Below are 21,542 nucleotides of genomic sequence, written 5' to 3'. Positions count from 1 at the left end.
CCGCCATCACTCTCCGAACACGCGGGCGAAGATGGTGTCGACCTGGCGGTAGTGATAATCGAGGTTGAACTTGTCCTCGATCTCCTGTGCAGAAAGCGCGGCAGCGACTTCGGGATCAGCCTTCAGCAGTTCCATCAGCGACAGCTGCCCGTCCGACTCCCACACCTTCATCGCGTTGCGCTGGACATATCGGTAAGAGTCCTCGCGCGAAACCCCCGCTTGTGTCAGAGCCAGCAGCACGCGCTGCGAATGGACGAGGCCGCCCATGCGGTCGAGGTTCTTCATCATCCGCTCTGGATAGACGAGCAGCTTGTCGATCACGCCGGTGAGGCGCGTCAGCGCGAAATCGAGCGTGATGGTGGCATCCGGCCCGATGAACCGCTCGACCGAACTGTGCGAAATATCTCGCTCGTGCCAAAGCGCGACATTCTCCATCGAGGGCACCACGGCGCTGCGCACCATGCGCGCGAGGCCGGTTAGGTTTTCGGTCAGCACCGGGTTGCGCTTGTGCGGCATGGCCGAGCTGCCCTTCTGGCCGGGCGAGAAATATTCCTCCGCCTCCAGCACCTCGGTACGCTGCAAATGCCGCACCTCGACCGCGAGCCGTTCGATTGAAGAGGCGATCACGCCGAGCGTCGCGAAGAACATTGCGTGCCGGTCACGCGGGATCACCTGGGTTGAGACGGGTTCGACAACGAGGCCAAGCTTCGCCGCGACATGCGCCTCTACGCGCGGGTCGATATTGGCAAAGGTACCGACAGCGCCCGATATCGCGCAGGTGGCGATGTCCGCCCGGGCGGCCTGCAGCCGCGCCTTGCAGCGGGAAAACTCGGCATAAGCCTCCGCCAGTTTGAGACCGAAGGTCACTGGCTCTGCATGAATGCCGTGGCTGCGACCGATGGTCGGCGTCATCTTGTGCTCGTAAGCGCGGCGCTTGATGGCTTCGAGCAGCGCATCGATGTCAGCAAGCAGCAGATCGCTCGCCTGCGCAAGTTGCACAGCAAGGCAAGTGTCGAGCACGTCGGAGCTGGTCATGCCCTGGTGCATAAAGCGCGCTTCCTCGCCCACCTGCTCGGCCACCCAGGTGAGAAACGCGATCACATCATGCTTGGTGACCGCCTCAATCGCGTCAATCGCGGCAACATCAATCGCCGGATTCGTCGCCCACCAGTCCCACAATGCCTTGGCGGCGGATTTGGGCACCACGCCCAATTCGGCCAAAGCCTCAGTGGCATGCGCCTCGATCTCGAACCATATCCGAAAGCGGTTTTCCGCCTCCCAGATGGCAGACATTGCAGGGCGGGCATAGCGTGGGACCATGGTCGACTCTTCTTCAAATGCTGTTCGGAACGACCGGCCGCCTAGCAGCATGCAGGGCGCGCGGCAATGGCATGCCCTGGACACGCGGTGTCGCAAATATCGCACGGCGGCGCGGCGGACCGACGCGTTGGGGCGGGTGAGCGGCGGAGCGGCGATAATCGTGGGTTGAACTCGGGGTCGATACAGCCATTTTGAGGCAGGGGCGGGTGGTACGAAAAGATATTCCGAAGGAGCAATATGATGATTCGTTTACTTATGGCCGGTGTAGCGCTGGCGGCCCCGGCGACGCTGATGGCGCAAACGGCGACCGACCCGGTTTCTGGCCCTACGCAAACCACACCGGGCAGCACGTCGGGCAGCACGATGCCTTCCACTGGACCTGCCGGGACTACCTCGACCGGAACGACATCTTCCGGAACCACTTCCAATGGTAGCGCATCGGGAAGCGCCGCAGCCGGCGGCACTCAAGCCACCGGCGCTCAGGTCGCAGCCGTGGTTGACCAGGAATTCCCAACCTACGACGCGGACAAATCGGGCCAGCTCGACAAAGCCGAGTTTTCAAAATGGGTGCTGGACCTCAAGAGCAAAGAGCTTCAGGCCACCGGCAAGACCGCGACCAGCGACGAGCTGAGTGCATGGGCGACAGCCGCGTTCACTACCGCCGACGCTGACAAGAGCAAGAGCGTCACAAAAGGCGAACTGACCACATATCTTGGCGGGTAATCACCCGCCAGACGCGGTCTTGTTGACTGCATAAGCATAAGGCGCCTCGGATCGCGCCACGGCCCACTTCCCACGCCCACCTGGTGAGTATGGGGGTGGGCCGAACTCTTTTCAGAACAGACCCATTGTCCGCATGCTGCTATACCCCTCGGTGCCGATGATGATGTGATCGTGCACCGTGATGCCGAGACGCTTGCCCGCCTCCATGATGTTGCGGGTAACGGCAATGTCCTGCTTGCTCGGCTGCGGCGAGCCGCTGGGATGGTTGTGCACGAGAATGAGCGAAGTCGAGCCGAGATCGATAGCGCGCCGGATCACCTCGCGCGTGTAGATCGCCGCCTGATCAACCGAGCCGTCGGCCATATGCTCGTCGCGGATAAGCATATTGCGCGCGTTGAGATGCAGCACGCGTACCCGCTCGATCTTGAGGTGAGCCATGTCGGCGCGCAGATAATCGAGCAATGCCTGCCAGCTGGAGAGAATTGGCTGTTGCGCCACGGGCGCGCGCAGCAGGCGCAGCGCCGCCGCCTGCGCGATCTTCAGCGCTGCCGTGCTGGTTTCGCCCATGCCGGGAAAGCGACACAGCGCTTCCCACTCAGCGGTCAGCACGCCATTGATGCCGCCGAAATGCGCGATCAGCGCCTTGGCGAGCGGCTTGGTGTCCCGCCGGGGAATGGCGAGCGCCAGCAGATATTCGACCAGTTCATGATCGAGCAGCGCCTCTGGCCCGCCTTCGGCAAGGCGCTGGCGCAGGCGGGCGCGATGACCGGTGCCGTGGTGCGACTCCGGCTTTTCGCACGCCCGCTCCGGAGCCATCCCGATATCCGGCAACTCGGCAAGGAGGCTGGCCGCCGCCGGGGGGCGAAATCCGGCATCGTTCAGCCGTTCCGCTTGCATATCCTTTTCGGGCAAGTCACCATTCATGTGCCTCTGGCTAAGCGTTGCCAAATGCACCCGCAAGGATAATTACGGTTCGATGCGCGTATCCTCCCTCATGACACGCCGGATCGTCGCGCTCCTGGGCTTGCTGCTGATAGCGGCACTCGCGGTCCTGTGGCTGCGGCGCGTGCCGGTGGCGGAGCATTATATTGAACGCGCGCTCGCCGAACGCGGGGTGCGGGCAAGTTATCGGGTCAGCCAGATCGCGCTGCGTACCCAGCGGATCGAGAACCTCGTTCTGGGGGATCCCGCGCGGCCGGACCTTGTCGCACGGTCTGTCGAGGTGGACATTGGCTATGGCCTGCGCGCGCCGCGCGTGGTGGCGGTGCGGGCGCGCGGAGTGCGGGTGTTCGGCCGGGCGGATGCGAGCGGGCTGCACCTGGGCGAGCTGGACAAATTTCGCGATCCCCAGTCAACCGCGCCATTCAGCCTGCCCGATATCGACCTGACGCTGGAGGATGCGCGGGCGCGGATCGAGACGCCACTGGGGCCACTTGGCCTTGCGCTGAGCGGAGCAGGGGAACTGCACGGCGGGTTTGCCGGCACGGCGGCGGCGTTGATGCGGGACGTGAAGGCAGGGGGGTGCGTCACGCCGCTTGTCAGTGGCTTTTTCCACGTGGAAATGCACGATGGCGGGGCGCCGCGCCTCTCTGGCCCGGTGCGCGCGGGGGCGCTGGGATGTGGGGGGATGACGCTGGCAGGGCTGGCGATCCAACCCGATGTAACATTATCTCCTGCGCTGGACGCATGGCAGGGAAGCCTTGTGGGCGAGGCGCGCGCGGCGCGGGCACCGGGGCTGCTCGCATCCACGCCCCGCCTGCGCCTGAGCTTTGAAGGCAATGCCAAGGGAACACGCGGCGAGGGAGCGTTCGACGCGCGCGGCCTGAGCATGAAGGGATTGGATGCGCAGGCCTTGCGAGCAGCGGCGCGCAGCACCGCATCCACGCCTGTAGGACCCCTGCTCGCCAGGCTGGCGGACAGTGTGGGCGCGCTGCAGGCAGACAACCGTTTGGAGAGCCGTTTCACATTCGGCCAGCAGGGCAGCAAGGCCGCGCTGAAGATCAACGCGCTCGGGCTGACAGGCGGGCGCGGCGGGCGGATCGCGCTGAGTGACGGCGGACGGATTGACCTGTCGCTTCCCGACATGCGCTGGGCGCTCGAAGGAGGAATGACGGCCAGCGGTGGTGGCCTGCCAGAGCTTGCCTTGCGGCTGCATCCAACAGCGGGCGGTTTGGCGGGCGAGATGTTTGCCCAGCCCTATGCCGCAGGCGACGCGCGGCTGGAGCTGGCGTCAGTACGGTTCGCGCCGCGTGCGGGCGGGGTAACGCGGATCACGACCGCCTTCACGCTCGATGGGCCGATGCCCGATGGACGCCTGCGCGGGCTGGCGATGCCGCTGGTGGCAGAATGGGGGCCGCGCGGATTGATCGTCAACCCCGCTTGCGCGCCCCTGCGCATCGGCGGCCTCAAGGCAGGCGCGCTCAGCCTAGACGCCTATACCGGGCGCGCCTGCCCCGTCGATGGCGGGATGCTGGTATGGCGTGGCGGGCGGCCGGGCGGCGGCGTTGCCTTGGGGCAGACGAACCTCAATGGGCGGATAGGCGAATCTCCCATGCGGCTGGAGGCCGGGAGCGCGCGTTACAGCCTGCGCGACGGCTTTGCGCTGGCGGATGCGCGGCTGCGGCTGGGGCGCAGCGATGCGCCGGTGCTGCTCTCCGCCGCGCGGCTGGACGGGCGCGCCTTGGCGGCGGGGCTGAGCGGATCGGCAAGCGGCATCGAGGCGAAGATCGGCACGGTGCCGCTGCTGGTGCGCGAAGGCCGCGCCGACTGGACGTTCGCGAACGGCGCGCTCGCGCTAAAAGGGCGCATCCTCGTGCTAGACGATGCGACGCCCGACCGGTTCAACCCGATCGAGTCGGAGGATTTTCGCCTCACCCTTGCCAACGGGCGGATCGATGCCGGCGGCAGCCTGCACCTGCCGGGGCGGGAGCGGCGCATCGCCACGGTATCGGTGCGGCATGTGCTGGATTCGGGCGGCGGCAGCGCGGAATTCGATATCGGCGCGCTGCGATTCGACAAGGCGCTTCAGCCGGATGAGATCACGCACATCGCGCTCGGCGTCGTCGCCAATGTCGAGGGCATGGTGACGGGCGGCGGGCGGATCGACTGGACACCGCAACAGGTCACAAGCAGCGGGACCTTCCTTACCGACGGCACCAATCTCGCCGCCGCATTCGGCCCGGTGCGCGGCCTCTCAACGCGGGTGCATTTCACCGACCTGCTCGGCCTCGTCACCGCGCCAGCGCAGGAGATGCGCCTTGCCTCCATCAACCCCGGCGTAGAGGTGCGCGACGGGCTGATCCGCTATGCGTTGCTGCCGGGCCAGCGGGTGCAGATTTTGGGCGGCGAGTGGCCGTTCGCGGGCGGCGCGCTCTCTATGCTGCCCACGGTGATGGACATGAGCGCCGAGAAGCCACGCGCCATGACCTTCCGCGTGGTGGGCCTGCAGGCGGGCGCATTCATCCAGCTGATGGAGCTGGAAAATATCTCCGCCACCGGCACGTTCGACGGGCTGCTGCCGATGGTGTTCGATGCGCAGGGTGGACGGATCGTCGGCGGGATATTGACGGCGCGGCAATCCGGCATGCCGCCCCTGGTGCTCGATCATGTCGAAGGAGTGAGCATCCCGTGCGACCGCACCCGCCAGGGCGGCCGCCTCGCTTATGTGGGCCAAGTGTCCAACGAAAATCTGGGGCGGATGGGGCGGCTCGCCTTCGATGCGCTGAAGGACCTGCAATATAAGTGCCTCACCATCCTGATGGATGGCGCCATCGACGGCGAGGTGGTGACGCAGGTGGCGTTCAACGGCGTCAACCGGGGTGAGCTTTCCAGCGTGCCCAAGCCGATCGCGCAGCAGTTCGTCGGCCTGCCGTTCATCTTCAACATCAAGATAAGCGCGCCGTTCCGCGGGCTTATCAACACCGCGCGTTCGTTTACCGACCCATCCTTGCTGATATCCCAGCATCTGGGCGAGGGCTACACGCCGGTGAAGCGAAATGGGCTTGCCGTTCAGCCCGGCGAAAGCCAGACTGTGCCATCAGGGGAGACGAAATGATCGTTGTATTGGGCGAGGGAGATGCCGGTCTGCGGGCTGGAAAGGCGTTTGGCATCGGGGTGGCCTGCCTGCTTCTGGGCGGGTGCATCACGGTGAAGGCGCCAGACAGGCCGATCGAAATCAACCTCAATGTGAAGGTTCAACAGGAAGTGATCGTGCGCCTCCAGAAAGACGCGCAGGACCTCATCCAGAATAACCCGGAGTTGTTTCCGCAATGACACGCAAAGCTCTTTTCATCGCCGCCGCGCTGGGCACGCTTGCCGCCGGTGCTCTCCTCAGCGGCCCTGTGCGGGCGCAGGGCGCGGTGGCGCAGGCGCTTTCCGCCGGATCGGTTGGCGAGCAGTCCGACGGCTATCTCGGCATTGTCGGCGCGGTCAGCGACGCTGTGCGCGAGGAAGTGAACGCCATCAACATCAAGCGCCGCGCAGCTTATACCGACCTCGCCGCCAAGCGCGGCGTTACCGTTGCGGATGTTGCCGCGGCCACCGGATGCCAGACGCTCTCCATGAGGGTGAAGCCGGGGCAGGCCTATCGCATCGGTACCGGCCCGTGGCAGACCAAGGGCAGCGGCCCGATCGCCCTGCCCGATTACTGCGCAACGGCTGGATGAGGGCCGCACCAGCCGAAACGCCGCAACGCGGCCTGTTTCGGATCAACCCCTAAGGCCGGTTGACTTGAACCTTTCCCCTTTCTAAACGGGCCGCGCCTTGACGGGTGCGGCTTTTGCGTTTCAAGCGTTGTATTTCCGGCATCATGCTGGAGAAGGATGGCTGAAATGACGGAAAACGAACCCGGGCAAGACCCTGTTGGCGAAGACCCGCGCGTTGCCTCGCTCAAAGAGCGAATCGAGCAAGTCGAGCGGACCGAGCGGATCAGGACCGGCCAGCGCGATGAACAGGCGGATGCAAACACCCGCCTCGGCAATCGGGTTCTTGCCGAACTGATCGGGGGGATTGCCGGCGGCGCGCTGGTTGGGTGGGTTTTGGACCACTTCCTCGGCACGCAGCCCTGGCTCCTGCTGGTCTTCCTCTTTCTGGGGATTATCGTGGCCTTCAGGAACATCTACAGGATTTCGATGCAGCGCCCGAAGGAATGAGGGCGCTTTCGTCGCAGGACAGAGTGGTTTTTTAGGGGCTAAGCGTGGCAGCAGAATCCGGCAAAATCGACCCGATGCACCAGTTTGCGATCGAGCCGCTGTTCGGCACCGATCATCTCGCGCTGGGCGGCTACAACATCGCGTTCACCAACAGCGCGCTGTGGATGGTCATCACGGCCGTGGTGCTGTGGATCTTCGTTGCCGGTGGCATGAAGCGCCAGCTCGTTCCCGGCCGCTGGCAGATGGCGGTGGAGTTTTTCACCGGCTTCATCAACAAGCTGATGATGGAAAATGTGGGCGCGGCGGGCAAGAAATATGTGCCCTACGTCTTCTCCATCTTCATGTTCATCCTGATGGCGAACCTGCTCGGCCTGCTGCCCATCGGCCTTTTCGGCCTGCACCCCTTCACCTTCACCAGCCACTTCACCGTTACCGGCGTCCTCGCGATCATGAGCTTTTCGATCGTGCTGATCGTCGGCTTCTGGAAGCATGGCCTGCACTTTTTCTCGCTGTTCGTGCCGCATGGCACGCCGCTGCCGATGATCCCGGTGATCTTCCCGATCGAGCTGGTGTCGTTCCTCGTGCGCCCGTTTTCGCTCGGCCTGCGGCTGTTCGTCGCGATGACGGCGGGCCACGTGCTGCTCAAGGTTCTCGCCGGGTTCGTCATCAACTCAACCAATGCGGGCCTGGGCTATGGCGCGCTGGTCGGCATTCCCAGCTTCACGCTGATGATCGGCATCAGCGCACTCGAAATGCTGGTCGCCTGTATCCAGGCCTATGTTTTCGCGCTGCTGACGTCGCTCTACATCAACGACGCCGAGCATCTCCACTGAGTTTTCCATCCATCTTCAAGACGAGTTTAGAAAAGGAGTTATCATTATGGACGCAGAAGCCGCAAAGCTGATCGGTGCCGGTCTCGCAGCAATCGGTGCGGGCATGGCCGCCCTGGGCGTGGGCAATGTTTTTGGCTCGTTCCTCGAGAGCGCGCTGCGCAACCCTTCGGCCGCTGACGGCCAGCAGGGCCGCCTGTTCATCGGCTTCGCCGCTGCCGAGCTTCTCGGCCTGCTGGCGTTCGTTGTGTCGATGATCCTGATCTTCGTCGCCTGATTTCAGCGACGGAACAAGGCGGGGCGGGCCATTGAGCGCCCGCCCGCTTCATGGTGTGACTTAACGGGACGGGTGCAATGCCTCAGATAGCCCAGTTGGCCGCGACATACAGCTCCCAGATCTTCTGGCTGCTGCTGACGTTCGGCTTCGTATTCTTCGTGATCGGCCTGGGCATGGTGCCCAAGGTGCAATCGACGGTCGATGCGCGCGACGCAAAGATCGCCGAGGATCTCGCCACCGCCAAGGCGAGCTTCGCCCGCGCGGACGAGCTGGAAGAGCAGAACCGCGCCCGTGACGCGGAAGCCCGCGCTTCGGCACAGGCAATCGTTGCCGCAGCCAAGGCCAAGGCGGCCAAGGACGCGGAAAAGAAGGTCGCTGCCGAGGACAAGAAGATTGCGGCCAAGCTCGCCGAAGCGGAGGCGGCCATTGCCGCAGCCTCGGCCAAGGCGCTGGCGGAAATCGAGGCGGTGTCTGCCGAGGCCGCGCAGGACATGGTCGCCCGGATTTCGGGCGTGTCGATCACGCCCGATGCGGCGAAGACGGCAGTGAAGGCGGCGCTCAATGGTTGACAATGTTTCGGAGAGCAGCGCGGCTGTGGCGCATAACCTCGAAAACGCCGACAAGGTGCAGGACATTCAGGGCGAGGTGCATGCCACCACCGAGGCGGTAGGCGGGCCCGAGCATCACGCGCCCGATCCGGCCATCGGCGGCGCGGGGGGGTATCTCAACGCAACCACCGTCGTCAGCATCGCGATGGCGGTGTTCATCCTCGTGTTGATCTGGAAGAAGGTGCCCGCCGTGATCGGCAAGGCGCTCGATGGCCAGATTGCGGGCATCCGCATCCAGCTCGACGAGGCCGCCAAGCTGCGCGCCGAGGCGGAGGCGCTGAAGGCCGAGTATCAGAAGAAGATCGCCGGAGCGGAGAAAGAGGCCGAAGCGCTGCGCGCCCGCGCCGAAGACGAAGCCGCGAACCTCGTTGCAGAGGCCAAGACCAATGCCGCCGCGCTGGTGAAGCGCCGCCAGAAGATGGCGGAAGACAAGATCGCCGCCGCCGAGCGCACGGCCATTGCCGACATCCGCGCCAAGGCCGTCAGCGCCGCGACCAGCGCCGCCGCCGCGCTGATCGCGCAGAACCACGACGCCAAGGCCGACAAGACAATGGTCGACAGCGCGATCAAGGGGCTGGGCGGCCTTAACTGAGGCGGTTGCCGCTTCGGATCAGATCAAGGAACGGGTCGATGCGCCGGAGTGGCCATCGGCCCGTTTTTTTGTGCGCATCACCAACGCGCGGCGGGAAAGGGCTTGTGGAGTGACCCGCCGAGGATATTGTGCGGTCAGCGGTTGGGCACCGACTGAGCGAAAGGCGATCCGATGTGCGATGAAATCTCCGAAGCCGAAAACGACCGCTGGATGCAGGCGCGCGCGCTCGATCGCCGCGAATTTGCCGGGCTGGGTGCGAGCGCCTCTGTCGCGATGATGCTCCCCGGGGCGGCGATGGCGGCCAGCGGCACGGCAGAACCGGCGGTGACCGCCAGCACGGTTTCGATCCCGATGGCAGATGGCACCGCCGATGCCTATTTCGTGCATCAGGCAAAAGGGCGACACCCAGCCGTCATCCTGTGGCCCGATATCGCCGGCTTGCGCCAAGCCTATCAGGTCATGGGCACACGCCTCGCGCAGGCGGGCTATGCGGTGCTCGTCGTCAATCAATATTACCGCTCTGCCAAGGCGCCAATCCTCAACACTCTCGCCGAATGGTGGACGGAAGAGGGGCAGGCGCGCCTCAAGCCGATGATCGCGGCCATCACGCCCGCAGGAACGAGCGCGGACGCCGCCAGCTTCGTCGACTGGCTCGCCAAACAGCCTGCCGTTGACGCCAAGCGCAAGATGGGCAGCAGCGGCTATTGCATGGGGGGGCCGTTCACCTTTCGCACGGCGGCGGCGCGGCCGGATCATGTGGGCGCGATTGCCTCGTTTCATGGCGGCGGCCTCGTCACGACTGCGGCGGACAGCCCGCACCTGCTGCTGCCGAAGATGAAGGCCGCGCTGCTGATCGCCATCGCGCAGAACGACGACGCGCGCGAACCCGCCACCAAGGATGCGCTGCGTGAAGCGGCAAAGGCGGCAGGGCGCACGGCGGAGATCGAGGTCTATCCCGCACAGCATGGCTGGTGCACCATCGACGCACCGGTCTATGACAAGGAGCAGGCCGAAAAGGCGTGGAGCCGGATGCTCGCCTTGTTCAGGACGGCGCTGACCTGATATCGAAGGGATCACCTCTCCCACTGTCGGATCAGGCTGGGCAAACGGAGACGGCACTCCTACATATCGGCCATGCCTTCGTCTCCGCCACCCATAATCCCTGATCGTTTCAGCGAGGAAAAGGCCGCGTTTGCGCTGCGCGGCTTAGGACAGCCGGATATCGAGGTGGGTGTCGCCGCGATCCGCGACACGGTGAGGACACTGACCCTCCAGCCGGGCGTGTACCGAATGTGCGACGCGCGCGGCGACGTGCTTTATGTCGGCAAGGCAAAGGCCCTCAAGAACCGCGTCACCAACTATACCCAGATCGGCCGGCTGCCGAAGCGCCTGCAACGCATGGTGGCGCAGACCCGCTCCATGACCATCGTCACCACCAGCACCGAGGCAGAGGCCCTGCTGCTGGAGGCGCAGCTGATCAAGCGGTATCGGCCACCGTACAATGTGCTGTTGAGGGATGACAAGAGCTTTCCCTACATCCTGCTGCGCCAGGATCATGCGTTCCCGCGTATCCAGAAACATCGCGGCGCGCGCAAGGCGGCAGGGCGTTACTTCGGCCCTTATGCCAGCGGAGGCGCCGTCAACCGCACGCTGAACGCGATGCAGAAGCTGTTCCTGCTGCGCAGCTGCACCGACAGTTTCTTTGCCAACCGATCCCGCCCCTGCCTGCTTTACCAGATCCGCCGCTGTTCCGCGCCGTGTGTGCAGCGGATTACGCAAGCAGGCTATGCCGAGCTGGTAGCGGATGCCGAGGCGTTCCTCTCTGGCAGGGCGAGCGGCGTGCAGGCCAAGCTCGCGGGCGCGATGCAGCAGGCGGCCGAGGCGATGGACTATGAGCTGGCCGCAGTGCTGCGCGATCGGCTGAAGGCGCTGACCTTCGTTCAGACCGCGCAGGCGATCAACGGCGAGGGACTGGAGGATGCGGACGTATTCGCGCTCGCGGCGCAGGGCGGCGCAATGTGCATCCAGGCCTTTTTCATTCGTGGCGGGCAGAATTGCGGCAGCCATTCGCTCTTCCCCATCCATACGGCGGATGTGGACGAGGGCGAGGTGATGACGAGCTTCCTCGCCCAGTTTTACGAGGATGCCCCGCCCCCGCCGGTGCTGTTGCTGGATCGACAGCTTGAGGAGGCGGAGTTGATCGCCGAAGCGCTGTGCGTCAGGGCCGGGCGCAAGGTGCGGATCGACACGCCGCAGCGTGGCCCCAAAGCCAAGCTGATCGAGCAGGCGCGCCGCAACGCCGCCGAAGCGCTGCAGCGGCGGCAGGCGGAAAGCGCCAGCCAGAGCAAGCTGCTGCGCGATCTGGCGGAATTGTTTGGCCTGCCCGAACCGCCGCAGCGCATCGAGATATATGACAACAGCCATATCCAGGGCAGCCATGCGCTCGGCGCGATGGTGGTGGCGGGGCCGGAGGGGTTCCGCAAGAACCAGTACCGCAAGTTCAACATCAAGAACCCCGAGACCCGGCCGGGCGACGACTTTGGCATGATGCGCGAGGTGTTCGCCCGGCGCTTTGCCCGCGCGCAGGCGGAAGACCCCGACCGCGAAGAGGGCGAGTGGCCCGACCTCGTACTGATCGACGGCGGCAAGGGGCAGCTCTCCGCAGCGCGCGCGATGCTGGAAGAGGCCGGCGTGGAGGACGTACCGCTCGTCGGCGTCTCCAAGGGGCCGTTCCATGGGCGCGACGGGCGCGAGATATTCCACCTGCCGGACGGGCGCGAGATCAGCCTGCCGGTCAACGACCCGCTGCTGTTCTACATCCAGCGCCTGCGCGACGAGGCGCACCGCTTCGTCATCGGCGCGCACCGCGGCAAGCGCAGCAAGGCGATCACCACGTCCTCTCTCGATGAAGTGCCGGGCATCGGCCCCGCGCGCAAGAAGGCGCTGCTGATGCATTTCGGCACGGCACGCGCGGTGAAGGATGCGCGCCTCGAAGATCTGCAGCGCGCGCCGGGCGTATCCGACAAGGTGGCGCGCACGGTCTATGATTATTTCCACGGAGACGGTTGAGGCGTGGCGCAACTGACCACGCCTGCCATAATCTGTGCCGTGCGGGCGCATGGCGAACATGGGGCGGTGGTCCGCGCGCTGACGCCGGGCAACGGCCTGATGGCGGGATATGTGCGGGGTGGCCGATCCCGCGCGATGCGGCCGGTGCTGATACCCGGGAACAGGGTGCAGGCGGAATTTCGTGTACGCACGGCAGAGCAGCTCGCGTCGCTGATGGTCGAACTTTCCCACAGCCTCGCGCCGATATTGGCCGAGCCGCTGCCCGCCGCAGCGATAGAGTGGGTGTGTGCGCTCACCGCCGTGACGCTGCCCGAGGAGAGCGGCTATCCCGCGCTCTATGACGCGCTGGGCGCGGTGCTGGACGCGATCGAGGCGGCGCCTGCCGCGCGCGGATGGGCGGTGGCGCTGGTGCGTTATGAGCTGCTGCTGCTCGCCCACCTCGGCTTCGGGCTGGACCTCTCCGGCTGCGTGGCGACCGGGGCTGGGCCGGAGAGCCTGCGCTATGTCTCGCCCCGCACCGGCGCGGGCGTATCGGCCGAAGGCGGCCAGAGCTATGAGGCCAAGCTGCTCCCCCTCCCCGCCTTTCTCCGCGATGGCGGCGGAGAAGCGGATTGGGCCGCAATATTCTCCGGCCTTGCCCTTACCCGCCACTTCCTCGAACAATCCGTGCTGACAGAGCGGCGCGCGGATGTGTTGAGCGGGCGGGACCGGCTGGTGGACCGGCTCAAAAGAGCGGTTGCGTGATAGCCCCCGCGCCCATATGCGTGCGCGCGACAAGGGAGATTCACACATGCTGGTAGCGGTTTTTGCGGGCGATGGCATCGGGCCGGAGATCATGGCGCAGGCGCGCCGGGTGCTGGACGCGCTCGACCTGGGCCTGCGGTTTGAGGAAGGGCTGGTGGGCGGCGCGGCCTACAAGGCGGTGGGCCATCCGCTGCCGCCCGAGACGCTCGATGTCGCCCGTCGTGCCGACGCTATCCTTTTCGGCGCGGTGGGGGATTTCGACTGCGACAATCTGGAAAGGCACCTGCGCCCCGAGCAGGCGATTCTCGGCCTGCGCAAGGAACTGACGCTGTTCTCCAACCTGCGCCCGGCCAAGGTCTTTCCCCAGCTTGCCGGCGCGTCGGCGCTCAAGGAAGAGGTCGCTTCGGCGATCGACCTGCTGATCGTGCGCGAGCTTAACGGCGACGTCTATTTCGGCGAAAAGGGCATGCGCAAGACGGCAGAAGGCCTGCGCGAGGGCTATGACGTGATGTCGTACAACGAGGCCGAGGTGCGGCGCATCGCCCACAGCGCGTTCAAGGCGGCGCAGGTGCGGCGCGGCAAGCTCTGCTCGGTCGACAAGGCCAATGTGCTGGAGACCAGCCAGCTCTGGCGCGACGTGGTGATCGAGGTTTCCGCAGACTATCCCGATGTGCAGCTCAGCCACATGTATGTCGACAATGCCGCGATGCAGCTGGTACGCAATCCGGGCCAGTTCGACGTGATCGTCACCGGCAACCTGTTTGGCGACATCCTTTCCGATCAGGCGAGCATGTGCGTCGGCTCGATCGGCATGCTGGCATCAGCGTCTTTGGATGCGAACGGCAAGGGGCTGTATGAGCCGATCCACGGCTCCGCGCCCGATATTGCCGGCAAGGCGCTGGCCAACCCGCTCGCGACCATCCTCTCCGCCGCGATGATGCTGCGCTATTCGCTGGGCATTCCGCAAGCGGCCGACCGGATCGAGGCGGCTGTGGCCAAGGCACTTGAAGGCGGCGCGCGCAGCGCCGATCTTGGTGGCACGATGACGACGCAGCAAATGGGAGACGCCGTGCTGGCTGTGCTATAGTTTACCGCACCAGCCCGCTCCCCCACCCGACCTCCCAAACAGGGTATCTTATGGGAGGTCGGGTGGGGGAGCGGGCCGGAGCCGCAATCCTCTGAGGAACAAAGAGGCAAAAATGAAACGAGACACAGGGCAGAATCGGGCGATCACCTCCAAATGGCGGCCCGCCACCCAGGCGGTGCGCGGCGGCACATGGCGCAGCGCGCAGGGCGAGACGTCAGAGGCGATCTTCGTCACCTCCGGCTATAGCTATGACGACGCACAGAGTGTCGCCGCGCGCTTTGCGGGCGAGGAACCGGGGATGACCTATTCCCGCACCCAGAACCCGACGGTGCAGATGCTGGAGGAGCGGATTGCCCTGATGGAGGGCGCCGAGGCCTGCCGCGTGCAGGCGAGCGGCATGGCCGCCATGTCCGCCGCGATGCTCTGTTACCTGTCGGCGGGCGATCATATGGTCATCGCGCGCGCCGCCTTCGGGCCGACACGCTGGGTGACGGACAATCTGCTGCCGCGCTTCGGCATCGAGGTGACGACGATAGACGGGCGGGACAATGATGCCTGGGAGCGGGCGATCAAGCCCAACACCAAGATGTTCTTCTTTGAAACGCCCGCCAACCCGACGATGGACATCGTGGACATTCGCGCCGTGTGTGCGCTGGCCAAGGCGCACGGCATATTGAGCGTGGTGGACAACGCCTTTGCATCGAGCGCGCTGCAACGCCCGCTGGAGCTGGGGGCGGATGTCGTCGCCTATGCCGCCACCAAGCTGATGGACGGGCAAGGCCGCGTGCTCGCCGGCGCGGTTTGCGGCTCGGCCGATTTCATCAACAACAAGCTGCTGCCCTATCAGCGCAACACCGGGCCGACCCTCTCTCCGTTCAGCGCCTGGGTGGTGCTGAAAGGTCTGGAGACGCTGGAGCTGCGCGCCGTGAAGCAGTCCGAAAACGCGCTTGAGGTCGGGCGGTTTCTGGAACAGCGCGTGCCGCATGTGCTGTTCCCCGGCCTGCCCAGCCACCCGCAGCATGATCTGACGATGAGCCAGATGCGCTATGCCGGGCCGATCTTTTCGTTCGAGGTCGAGGGCGGGCGCGAGAAGGCCATGGCTGTCCTCAATGCGCTGGAGCTGATCGACATCTCGAACAACATTGGCGATGCGAAATCACTGATGACCCACCCGGCCAGCACCACGCACAGCAGCCTGACGCCCGAGGTGCGCGCGGACATGGGCGTGACCGAGGGCATGGTGCGCATCAATGTCGGCCTGGAAGACCCGCAGGATTTGATCGAAGACCTGGATCAGGCATTGACGAAGGCGGGGCTTTAGGGGAGTCTCCCGCGGCATGAAGGCCTTTTTCCCTTATTATGCCGCAACGGACGACATCATCGTGCGCGTATCCGTCAGCTTCCTGCCGGAGCAGTCCGAACCGGGGCGTGGACGCTGGTTCTGGGCCTATCATGTGCGCATCGAGAACGAGGGCGATGCGCCGGTGCAGCTCCTCACCCGCCGCTGGTCGATCACCGATGGGCGAGGGGCAATCCATCATGTCGAGGGCGAGGGCGTGGTCGGCGAACAGCCGGTGATCCACCCGGACGGGTCGTATGATTATGTGTCGGGCTGCCCGCTCAACACCTCCACGGGCGTGATGGAGGGGCATTACACGATGGTTGCGGCAGACGGGCGGATGCTGCGCGTGGCGATCCCGCGGTTCGCGCTGGTCGCCCCGGCCGAAGCAGAGTGAGCGGCGCATGAAGCGCACGCACCTCCCCCTCAACGGCCTGCGCGTGCTCGATGCAGCGGCGCGGCACCTGAGCTTCACCCGCGCGGCGGACGAGCTGGCCGTAACGCCCGCCGCCGTCGGGCAACAGATCCGCGCGCTGGAGGACATGCTGGGCGTCGTGCTGTTTCGCCGCACGCCCAAAGGCTTGGAGCTGACGCCGGAGACCGAAGGCGCGCTCGATGCGCTGCGCGGCGGCTTCCTGATGTTCGAGGAGGCGGTGCACGCGATGCAGGCGGGGCAATCGTCCAGCGCGCTTGCCATTGCCGCCCCGCGCGACATCAGCGCCGCCTGGCTGCTGCCGCGCCTCGCGCGCTATCGGCGGGAAAATCCGGAGATTCATTTCACACTGATCGCCGCCGATACGCCGCCCGATTTCGCCGAAGCCAATCTCGATATCGCGCTGGTGCTGGCGGAAGGGCCAGGCGAGCATGAGGGCATATCGCTGGACGATGCACGCTTCGTGACGGTGGAGGCGGCGGACGGGGGCGGCGCGGATGCGGTCATTGACTGGCAGGGCTGTGGACCGGATGAAGGCGCCGTGATCCGGGTGGCGGATGCCGGGCTCGCAATCGAAGCTGCGGCGAGCGGGCTGGGGCGCGCTTGCGTGCCGATGCTGCTGGCGCAACCGGCGATAGCGGCGGGCGCTGTGCGTCAGTTCGGCGAAGCGCGGGAGAGCGAGCGCGGATATTGGCTTGTCGCTCCGGCGCCGCAGTGGCGGCAAAAGAAGGTCAAGGCCCTGGTCGCCGCGCTTTCGGGCGGCTAGGCTTTTAGCGCGATTATTCGCGCAGCGCGCTGTCGCGGATGCGGATGAACGGGCCGAGGATATAGTCGAGGATCGTCTGGCTGCCCGAACGGATGTCGGCCTCGGCCGTCATGCCCGGCATCACCGGCTTGCCCTTGCCGAAGTTGGTCGTATCCGCGCGCAGGCGCACCCGGTAATATACCTCGCCCTTCTGATCCTGGATCACGTCCGGCGACACATCGACGACAGTGCCGTCCAGCCCGCCATAAACGGCTGAGTCATAGGCCGAGATCTTGATGCGTGCGGGCAGGCCGGGATAGATGTTGCCGCGATCCTTGGGCGCAACGCGTGCCTCGACCATCACGACCTTGTCTACGGGCACGATCTCCACCAGCGGATCACCGCCCTTGATGACGCCGCCGACGGTCTGGATATAGAGCTTGTTGACGACGCCATCCATCGGCGCGCGAATTTCCTCGCGGCTGGCCTTGTCTCGATAGGCGCCCAGCGCCTCGCCCGCCTTGGAGAGTTCAAGGCGCAGCTGCGCCGCACGCTCCTTGGTGTCCTGCACGGTCTTGGTCCACAGCTCGCCATGGCGGGCATTTGTTTCGGCCAGCTGCGCGCGGGTTGCGGGGATCTGGTTCTGCACATCGGCGATGCGGGTACGCAGCGCGAGCAGCGACGAGCGCTTGTCCAGCACCTCGCGCTCGGAAATCGCCTCTGCCTGATAGGCGCGCTCCAGCTTGTCGAGCTGGACCATCATCAGCCGTTCCTCGTCCCGCAAATTGCCGAGCCGGGCGTTGAGCGAAACCAGCTCTGCGCGCTTGGCGCTCGCCTGCTCGCTGACGATGCCCGATTCCTGACCACGCTGGGCGATGCGCGAATAGAACAAGGCCTCTTCCGACGCCGCGATATCCGGCGCGATCTTCGCCAGCTCCGGCGGTGTGGCGAAACTGCGCGCACCCGCCACTTCGGCGTCCATGCGGGCGAGCGCGATGCGTTTTGCCACCACATCGGTACGGGCATTCTCGAACTCTGCGGACGTGAACTGATTGCTGATCTGCATCAGCACCTGCCCTTTGCGCACGCGCTCGCCCTCCTGAACCATCAGGCGCGAGACGATGCCGCCTTCGAGATGCTGGACCACCTGATTCTGCACCGAGGGCAGCACCCGGCCCATGCCGCGCGTCACCTTGTCGACATGGAAAACGCTGGCCCAGAGGAGGAACAGCAGCAGCACGCCGCCGAACAGTTTGAGCATGCTGGCCTGCCCGTCCGTGCGCATGCGTGCGCTCCAGGGGGTAATGCCCGCGATCGAGGTGGTTTCCAGCTTCACCTTGCCGGCAAAAGCGGCGGCCATTTCCTGGCTTGATACGCCCTCGAACAGGCTGGCACCCCCCAGTGCGCGAATCAGGCGGTCTCTCATGGCGGCAAAGCGCATGTCCGGTCAGTCCCTCAAAGAAATCTGATCCGCGTTTACCAATCATTATCCTTAAAAATGTTTAATCCGTTTACCAAATTCCACGGGAGTCCGCATGGACATCGAGCAGTTATACATCATCGACCGGCCCAGCCTGACGCAACGGCTGGCCGGCAAGGTGGCACGCAAAGCCCTGAAAAACGGGAAGGACGAGCATTCGGAATGGGCAGGATTGCTCTCTCCGTTGTCGACGGTGGCCGCGCTCGAAGTCCTCAGTCGCCAGTGCGGCAAGCCGACCGACAAGGATCTGCTCACCGCCGCCCTGCCGACGGGCGATGGCGACATGGACCCCCGATTCGCGCAGATCGCGCTCGCCCGCGCCGGGCTGGAAGCGCGGTGGGAACGGGTCCCGCTCGGCCGCCTCTCCGGCGCCGACCTTCCCTGCCTGATGCCGCTGATCGACGGCGGCGCGGTGATCGTGCTGGCGCTGCCCGATCGCAAGACGGCGCTGGTGCTCGATGCCGAAGGGGAAAAGCAGGTGCCGCGCGCGGCATTGGGCGCCCTCGCCTTTGGCGACATTCTCGTGTGCGGCCATGTCGACCCGGAAAACGGACTGGGCTTTGACGAGGAACGCGATTTCGTGCGCCGCAACCCTCGGTTGTGGGCGCTGGGTGTTTTCCTGTCCGAGCGCAAGCGACTGGTACAGATGCTCGCCGCCGCCGCCTTCATGAACCTCACGGCGCTGGCAATCCCGCTCTATATGCGTGCGATCTATGACCGCGTGGTGCCCAACCTCGCCATCGAATCGCTCTGGGCGCTTTCCGCAGGCATAGCGATGGTGCTGGTGTTCGAATTCCTGTTTCGTCATGCCCGCTCGGCCTTCGTCGACTCGGTCGCGGTGCGCGTGGGCCAGGCGGTGCAGCATCGCGCGATGACGAGCTTTTTGCACGGGCGGCTGGGCAAGCGCGACAACAATGTCGGCAGCCTGATGACCGCGCTGCGCGATGTCGAGGGGCTGGCGATGCTGGTGCCGCAGATGCTGGTGACGTTCCTCGTCGATGTGCCCTTCTTCTTCGCCTTCGTGGTGCTGATCGGCATGATCGCCGGGCTGACGGCCTCGGCCCCGCTCATCGGCGCGGCAGCGATGCTGTTCGTCGGCGCGGTCGCGGCCTATGCCAGCAAGCTGTCGGCCAAGCGCGCGACCAAGCTGATGCAGGCGCGCAACAATCTGGTCGTCGATGTCGCCGAGGGGCTGACCACGATCAAGGCCAATCAGGCCGAAGGGCGTTTCCTGCGACAGTGGGATATCGTTTCCGACCATATCGGCATGGCCGGGCGCAATGCGCGCAAGTGGAACGACCTGCCCGGCGCGGTTTCCACCTTCCTGGTGCAGCTCGTGACCGTGATGGTGGTCATCATCGGCGTGTTCCAGATCAAGGCCGGAGTGATGACGACCGGTGCGCTGGTGGCAGCAACGATGCTGGCCGGACGGGCGATGGTGCCGGTTTCCAGCGCGATCGCCATCATTTCAAAGGGCTATCAGAGCCTCTCGCAATTCGCCGGGCTGGCGGACCTGCTGGCAATGGAGCCGGAGCGCGATGTGTCTGACCCTTCGATCCGCCGTAGCGAGATCGGTGGAGACATCCGCCTGCGCCAGGTGAGCTATACCTATGAGGGTGCGGCCGAGCAGAGTCTGCGCGGTGTCTCGCTCGACATCCAGCCGGGCGAGAAGATCGCGCTCATCGGCCGCTCCGGCTCGGGCAAGTCTACCCTGCTCCAGATCCTTTCGGGCATGTTGAGCCCCAGCGAAGGCGCGATCAGCGTGGATGGCCACGCGATGGACCAGTTCGCCGCCGCGCATCTGCGCAAGAGCATCGCCTATTCCGGGCAGGACGCCGTGCTGTTCAACAGCTCGATCTGGGACAATATCCTGCTGGGCATGGAGGAGCCGGACCCGGAGGTGGTGGAACGGGCGATCCGCGCGGCCGGGCTGGACAAGTTCATCGACCGCAGTGTCGAGGGCTATACCCGCAAGGTTGGCCCGCGCGGCGCGCATCTTTCCGGCGGGCAGCGGCAATCGGTGCTGATTGCCCGCGCGATGGTACGCGACCCCGCCGTGCTGCTGTTCGACGAGCCGACCGCCAATATGGACATCGACTCCGAGCAGGCGGTGATCAACGGCCTGCGCCACGCGGCCGCGGACAAGACCGTTATCGTCGCCACCCACCGCATGGCCCTGCTCGATCTGGTCGACCGCGTGCTCTGGCTGGAGGAAGGGCGGATCTTTGCCGACAAGCCCAAGCACGAGGTGCTGGCGCTGCTGCGCGGGCAGCAACAGCAGAAGGCGGCCTAAAACCGGCGCATTCCCGGCCCCGTTAGGAGTTGGTTAGGGGAATTGGTTTAAGCCGGGTTCACCAAGATGGGCAGATGGCCGTCCGCACGGCCATGAGTACAGGAGTCAGAGCAGGTGGCCGGCGCATCTTCCGACGGCGAAGTCAACCATTGGCCGGCGTTCGTGGACGTGCTCACGACCGTCATAATGGTCGTGACCTTTCTGCTTGTCATCATGAGCTCGGCCGTGATGGTGCTCTCGCAGCGCGCGATGGAGCAGTTCAAAAAGGCCTATGCGGCGCAGCACCAGCTGGCTGACGAAGAAGCCAACGCGAAATCCCAGAAGGCAGGCGGCGCACCGGGGCAGCAGCTGAACCCCATCCACTCTCCGCGCGATGCGGAAACCGGCACGTCTATCGCCGAGCTCGGTTCGATCCTCAAGTCCGAGACGATCGTCGACAGCACGGACAAGCTCACCGTCCGTACCCGCGCCACGCCGGACACGATGAAGCTGAAGGTCAAGGCGCTGGAGAACGCGGACGAGACCAAGGGCGTAGAGCTCAAGACCGCCGATATGCTGCTGCGGGTCGATTTCGAGCCGCTGGCCGTGCGCTATTCCGACGACAATGAGAAAGCCGTGGTCGCCTTCCTGAGCGCCCGCGTCAAACCCGGGATGAAATACGAGATCTGGTCACTCGCCCCGCAGGACAATTCGATTTCCGAAGCACAACGTATCGGCTTCTATCGCGCGGCAATGACCCGCAACATCCTCATCCGCGCAGGCATAAGCCCTGCAAACATTTCAACCCAGATCCGCGTCACCGACCCTGGATCCAAAGACGGGCACAATGTGCGCGTGGTATTGAAGCCATAA

At 65.2% G+C, this 21,542-nt stretch carries 21 protein-coding genes; 18 read left to right on the top strand and 3 right to left on the bottom strand.

Features of this window, described 5'->3' with window-relative positions; translation table 11 throughout:
- Nucleotides 1-6: 6 nt before the first annotated feature.
- Nucleotides 7-1,320: an adenylosuccinate lyase gene (gene purB / locus OOT33_RS10660; protein ID WP_307750003.1), complete on the bottom strand. Its 1,314-nt coding sequence runs from the start codon at nt 1,318-1,320 to the stop codon at nt 7-9.
- A gap of 240 nt (nt 1,321-1,560) precedes the next feature.
- On the opposite strand from purB, the gene OOT33_RS10655 reads away from it, so the two are divergent.
- On the top strand, nt 1,561-2,043 hold the full coding sequence (locus tag OOT33_RS10655; protein ID WP_307750002.1) for an EF-hand domain-containing protein: 483 nt from the start codon (nt 1,561-1,563) through the stop codon (nt 2,041-2,043).
- Nucleotides 2,044-2,154: 111 nt separating this feature from the next.
- Here the strand turns inward: OOT33_RS10655 and radC are convergent, their stop codons facing one another.
- Entirely contained in the window at nt 2,155-2,859 is a 705-nt protein-coding gene (gene radC / locus OOT33_RS10650) for a DNA repair protein RadC (protein ID WP_307750364.1), read from the bottom strand.
- A 160-nt stretch (nt 2,860-3,019) separates the two neighbouring features.
- Here radC and OOT33_RS10645 point away from each other — a divergent pair, with 160 nt between their 5' ends.
- The 15 genes from OOT33_RS10645 (at nt 3,020) to OOT33_RS10575 (ending at nt 16,938) form a co-directional block, all read left to right on the top strand.
- Nucleotides 3,020-6,097, top strand: a complete 3,078-nt coding sequence (locus OOT33_RS10645) for a YdbH domain-containing protein (protein WP_307750001.1) — start codon at nt 3,020-3,022, stop codon at nt 6,095-6,097.
- Nucleotides 6,094-6,315, top strand: a complete 222-nt coding sequence (locus OOT33_RS10640; RefSeq protein WP_307750000.1) for a YnbE family lipoprotein — start codon at nt 6,094-6,096, stop codon at nt 6,313-6,315. Before OOT33_RS10645 ends, OOT33_RS10640 begins: the two co-directional genes overlap by 4 nt.
- Nucleotides 6,312-6,707: a DUF1318 domain-containing protein gene (locus tag OOT33_RS10635; RefSeq protein WP_307749999.1), complete on the top strand. Its 396-nt coding sequence runs from the start codon at nt 6,312-6,314 to the stop codon at nt 6,705-6,707. Before OOT33_RS10640 ends, OOT33_RS10635 begins: the two co-directional genes overlap by 4 nt.
- Before the next feature lie 165 nt (nt 6,708-6,872).
- Nucleotides 6,873-7,193 (top strand): AtpZ/AtpI family protein, encoded by a 321-nt coding sequence (locus tag OOT33_RS10630; RefSeq protein WP_307749998.1) that lies wholly within the window; start codon nt 6,873-6,875, stop codon nt 7,191-7,193.
- A 74-nt stretch (nt 7,194-7,267) separates the two neighbouring features.
- The gene (locus OOT33_RS10625; protein ID WP_307750363.1) at nt 7,268-8,026 is read left to right on the top strand and encodes a F0F1 ATP synthase subunit A; all 759 of its coding nucleotides are present in this window, start codon (nt 7,268-7,270) and stop codon (nt 8,024-8,026) included.
- A 46-nt stretch (nt 8,027-8,072) separates the two neighbouring features.
- Nucleotides 8,073-8,300, top strand: a complete 228-nt coding sequence (locus OOT33_RS10620) for a F0F1 ATP synthase subunit C (protein ID WP_070157997.1) — start codon at nt 8,073-8,075, stop codon at nt 8,298-8,300.
- A 77-nt stretch (nt 8,301-8,377) separates the two neighbouring features.
- On the top strand, nt 8,378-8,869 hold the full coding sequence (locus tag OOT33_RS10615) for an ATPase (protein ID WP_307749997.1): 492 nt from the start codon (nt 8,378-8,380) through the stop codon (nt 8,867-8,869).
- Complete coding sequence (locus OOT33_RS10610; protein WP_307749996.1) at nt 8,862-9,500, top strand: F0F1 ATP synthase subunit B; 639 nt, start codon at nt 8,862-8,864, stop codon at nt 9,498-9,500. Before OOT33_RS10615 ends, OOT33_RS10610 begins: the two co-directional genes overlap by 8 nt.
- A 171-nt stretch (nt 9,501-9,671) precedes the next feature.
- A complete protein-coding gene (locus OOT33_RS10605) occupies nt 9,672-10,562 on the top strand; it encodes a dienelactone hydrolase family protein (protein WP_307749995.1) in 891 nt (296 codons plus the stop codon).
- A gap of 72 nt (nt 10,563-10,634) precedes the next feature.
- Nucleotides 10,635-12,569, top strand: coding sequence for an excinuclease ABC subunit UvrC (uvrC, locus tag OOT33_RS10600; protein ID WP_307749994.1), 1,935 nt, complete (start codon nt 10,635-10,637; stop codon nt 12,567-12,569).
- Nucleotides 12,570-12,572: 3 nt separating this feature from the next.
- The gene (gene recO / locus OOT33_RS10595; RefSeq protein ID WP_307749993.1) at nt 12,573-13,313 is read left to right on the top strand and encodes a DNA repair protein RecO; all 741 of its coding nucleotides are present in this window, start codon (nt 12,573-12,575) and stop codon (nt 13,311-13,313) included.
- A gap of 46 nt (nt 13,314-13,359) precedes the next feature.
- Entirely contained in the window at nt 13,360-14,400 is a 1,041-nt protein-coding gene (gene leuB, locus OOT33_RS10590) for a 3-isopropylmalate dehydrogenase (RefSeq protein ID WP_307749992.1), read from the top strand.
- A gap of 112 nt (nt 14,401-14,512) precedes the next feature.
- On the top strand, nt 14,513-15,721 hold the full coding sequence (locus OOT33_RS10585; RefSeq protein WP_307749991.1) for an aminotransferase class I/II-fold pyridoxal phosphate-dependent enzyme: 1,209 nt from the start codon (nt 14,513-14,515) through the stop codon (nt 15,719-15,721).
- 16 nt (nt 15,722-15,737) lie between these two features.
- Nucleotides 15,738-16,136 (top strand): Co2+/Mg2+ efflux protein ApaG, encoded by a 399-nt coding sequence (gene apaG, locus OOT33_RS10580; protein ID WP_307749990.1) that lies wholly within the window; start codon nt 15,738-15,740, stop codon nt 16,134-16,136.
- Between the two features lie 7 nt (nt 16,137-16,143).
- Nucleotides 16,144-16,938 carry a LysR family transcriptional regulator gene (locus OOT33_RS10575; RefSeq protein ID WP_307749989.1) on the top strand — a complete coding sequence of 265 codons (795 nt, stop codon included), beginning with the start codon at nt 16,144-16,146 and terminating at the stop codon, nt 16,936-16,938.
- Between the two features lie 13 nt (nt 16,939-16,951).
- Here OOT33_RS10575 and OOT33_RS10570 read toward each other — a convergent pair whose 3' ends face one another.
- Nucleotides 16,952-18,343: an HlyD family type I secretion periplasmic adaptor subunit gene (locus tag OOT33_RS10570; RefSeq protein ID WP_307749988.1), complete on the bottom strand. Its 1,392-nt coding sequence runs from the start codon at nt 18,341-18,343 to the stop codon at nt 16,952-16,954.
- A gap of 109 nt (nt 18,344-18,452) precedes the next feature.
- Here OOT33_RS10570 and OOT33_RS10565 point away from each other — a divergent pair, with 109 nt between their 5' ends.
- Nucleotides 18,453-20,690, top strand: coding sequence for an ATP-binding cassette domain-containing protein (locus tag OOT33_RS10565; RefSeq protein ID WP_307749987.1), 2,238 nt, complete (start codon nt 18,453-18,455; stop codon nt 20,688-20,690).
- Between the two features lie 114 nt (nt 20,691-20,804).
- On the top strand, nt 20,805-21,542 hold the full coding sequence (locus OOT33_RS10560) for a hypothetical protein (protein WP_307749986.1): 738 nt from the start codon (nt 20,805-20,807) through the stop codon (nt 21,540-21,542).

The sequence above is a fragment of the Sphingobium sp. DEHP117 genome (genome assembly GCF_030867385.1).
In the GTDB taxonomy this organism is placed as follows: Bacteria; Pseudomonadota; Alphaproteobacteria; order Sphingomonadales; family Sphingomonadaceae; genus Sphingobium.
The sequence above is the reverse complement of the archived record's forward strand: the minus strand, read 5'-3'. Positions and strand labels throughout refer to the sequence as shown.

Excerpts from the sequence above, each read along its gene's own strand:
- uvrC (WP_307749994.1), top strand. The coding sequence starts at position 10,635 with ATGCCTTCGTCTCCGCCACCCATAATCCCTGATCGTTTCAGCGAGGAA.
- radC (WP_307750364.1), bottom strand. The coding sequence starts at position 2,859 with ATGGCTCCGGAGCGGGCGTGCGAAAAGCCGGAGTCGCACCACGGCACC.
- OOT33_RS10640 (WP_307750000.1), top strand. The coding sequence starts at position 6,094 with ATGATCGTTGTATTGGGCGAGGGAGATGCCGGTCTGCGGGCTGGAAAG.
- OOT33_RS10630 (WP_307749998.1), top strand. The coding sequence starts at position 6,873 with ATGACGGAAAACGAACCCGGGCAAGACCCTGTTGGCGAAGACCCGCGC.
- OOT33_RS10645 (WP_307750001.1), top strand. The coding sequence starts at position 3,020 with ATGCGCGTATCCTCCCTCATGACACGCCGGATCGTCGCGCTCCTGGGC.
- OOT33_RS10605 (WP_307749995.1), top strand. The coding sequence starts at position 9,672 with ATGTGCGATGAAATCTCCGAAGCCGAAAACGACCGCTGGATGCAGGCG.
- apaG (WP_307749990.1), top strand. The coding sequence starts at position 15,738 with ATGAAGGCCTTTTTCCCTTATTATGCCGCAACGGACGACATCATCGTG.
- OOT33_RS10655 (WP_307750002.1), top strand. The coding sequence starts at position 1,561 with ATGATTCGTTTACTTATGGCCGGTGTAGCGCTGGCGGCCCCGGCGACG.
- OOT33_RS10570 (WP_307749988.1), bottom strand. The coding sequence starts at position 18,343 with ATGAGAGACCGCCTGATTCGCGCACTGGGGGGTGCCAGCCTGTTCGAG.
- OOT33_RS10585 (WP_307749991.1), top strand. The coding sequence starts at position 14,513 with ATGAAACGAGACACAGGGCAGAATCGGGCGATCACCTCCAAATGGCGG.
- leuB (WP_307749992.1), top strand. The coding sequence starts at position 13,360 with ATGCTGGTAGCGGTTTTTGCGGGCGATGGCATCGGGCCGGAGATCATG.
- OOT33_RS10575 (WP_307749989.1), top strand. The coding sequence starts at position 16,144 with ATGAAGCGCACGCACCTCCCCCTCAACGGCCTGCGCGTGCTCGATGCA.
- OOT33_RS10625 (WP_307750363.1), top strand. The coding sequence starts at position 7,268 with ATGCACCAGTTTGCGATCGAGCCGCTGTTCGGCACCGATCATCTCGCG.
- purB (WP_307750003.1), bottom strand. The coding sequence starts at position 1,320 with ATGGTCCCACGCTATGCCCGCCCTGCAATGTCTGCCATCTGGGAGGCG.
- OOT33_RS10635 (WP_307749999.1), top strand. The coding sequence starts at position 6,312 with ATGACACGCAAAGCTCTTTTCATCGCCGCCGCGCTGGGCACGCTTGCC.
- OOT33_RS10565 (WP_307749987.1), top strand. The coding sequence starts at position 18,453 with ATGGACATCGAGCAGTTATACATCATCGACCGGCCCAGCCTGACGCAA.
- OOT33_RS10615 (WP_307749997.1), top strand. The coding sequence starts at position 8,378 with ATGCCTCAGATAGCCCAGTTGGCCGCGACATACAGCTCCCAGATCTTC.
- OOT33_RS10610 (WP_307749996.1), top strand. The coding sequence starts at position 8,862 with ATGGTTGACAATGTTTCGGAGAGCAGCGCGGCTGTGGCGCATAACCTC.
- OOT33_RS10620 (WP_070157997.1), top strand. The coding sequence starts at position 8,073 with ATGGACGCAGAAGCCGCAAAGCTGATCGGTGCCGGTCTCGCAGCAATC.